Source organism: Blautia sp. AM28-27, from assembly GCF_003480905.1.
GTDB lineage: Bacteria > Bacillota > Clostridia > Lachnospirales > Lachnospiraceae > Fusicatenibacter > Fusicatenibacter saccharivorans.
In genome coordinates this window covers 1-986 of the sequence record NZ_QUJK01000042.1, presented here as the reverse complement: position 1 = coordinate 986, position 986 = coordinate 1, and the positions used below count along the sequence as shown (strand labels likewise).

Genomic DNA, 986 nt, shown 5'->3' with positions numbered 1-986 from the left:
GGGTCTTTCCGATACCCAAACGGGGCAAGACACCCGGTAAACTGTCCTTTCTGCGCTTTCAGAAGATAAGAGGAATGGACTTTCTTGGAAATATCCTTGCTGTACATCTCGTTCAGGATATTCTTGAACGGGGCAATATCGTTGTTATCCCGCAGGGTGTCGATACCGTCATTCATGGCGATATAGCGGACACCGTTTCTTGGGAAAAAGTCCTCAATCAAATGCCCGGTTTGCAGATAGTTACGCCCCAGACGGCTGAGGTCTTTCGTGATGACAAGGTTGATCTGCCTGCGCTCAATGGCTCTCAACATTCTCTGCAAATCAGGACGCTCCATATTAAGACCTGTGAAACCATCGTCCTGATAGACTGCCACAACCTCCCATCCCTGCTTTTCGCAGTATTTTTCCAGCATATCACGCTGGTTTGCGATACTGGCACTTTCGCCTTGTAGGTCATCGTCCTTTGACAGCCTGCAATAGACCGCTGCACGATAGCCCCCGGCAAGTGCCTTTCCGATTGTTCTATATTCCATTTCGTTCATCATAGCCATTTACCCACACAATCCAGACGGTATCTGGCTCTTTTGAACCTCATCTTCATTATACTTCAAATCTTTCTTTTTAGCAAGATATTCTTTTGTATTTGTCTTTCCATATTTCTGGGAAATCAGGCTGACGAACACATCGGTTGCGTCCAGTTCCCCGTCAAACACCGTTGTAACATGAATCTCTGTTTTGTTTTTTGCCATAGGCAGTTATCCTCCATACATGAAAATAGCCAGACAGAGGGTGTCGGCAACGAAGTCCGGCAACGGGCTTCAAAAGACCTTGCAAACAATCTCAATCTGGCGATGGTTACTATTTATACTTTTCTTTTATTTTTCTGTTGTTTTGGTTGTCATAGGGGAGAAAAGCCGATAGTTTCGGGATTTTCCCCGGCAACCGGCTCGGCAACGGGATAGCAACAGGGGGTGCAACGGGCTGTC

Annotated in this window: 2 protein-coding genes; both read right to left on the bottom strand. The window is 46.7% G+C overall.

Annotated elements, in window-relative coordinates:
• Positions 1–551 (bottom strand): recombinase family protein (locus tag DW743_RS17830; RefSeq protein WP_158583314.1); only part of this gene is annotated, 551 nt, incomplete at its 3' end.
• Positions 552–749, bottom strand: a complete 198-nt coding sequence (locus tag DW743_RS17825; protein ID WP_004612761.1) for a hypothetical protein — start codon at positions 747–749, stop codon at positions 552–554.
• Positions 750–986: the final 237 nt, after the last annotated feature.